This is a genomic window from Halomonas sp. ND22Bw, from assembly GCF_003011945.1.
GTDB lineage: Bacteria > Pseudomonadota > Gammaproteobacteria > Pseudomonadales > Halomonadaceae > Halomonas > Halomonas halophila.
In genome coordinates this window covers 1-249 of sequence record NZ_PXWD01001444.1, presented here as the reverse complement: position 1 = coordinate 249, position 249 = coordinate 1, and the positions used below count along the sequence as shown (strand labels likewise).

General features: G+C 67.9%; 1 protein-coding gene. It reads left to right on the top strand.

What is annotated here, in order from left to right:
- Positions 1 to 249, top strand: a 249-nt coding sequence (locus tag CVH10_RS26275) for a hypothetical protein (RefSeq protein ID WP_219925042.1), incomplete at both ends; no start/stop codon positions are given.

Sequence of the window (249 nt, the reverse complement as noted above, 5' to 3'; positions counted from 1 at the left end):
GGTGGTGTGGGATGCGCAGCGGCACCAGTTGTTCGCGCTGTCGCACGACCTGGTGCAGGCATTTCGCCTGACCGGCAAAGGGCGTGCCGCCCGGCTGATCGAAGTCGCGCGCTGGACGCTGCCGGGGCGACGCGACGGACACGACCTGTCATCGGCGGGCGGTGGTCGCTACTATGTGACCACCGACGACGGCGCATGGCGGTTCGATCCTGATGACGGCAGCTTCATCCCCTATGCGGCGCTCAACCC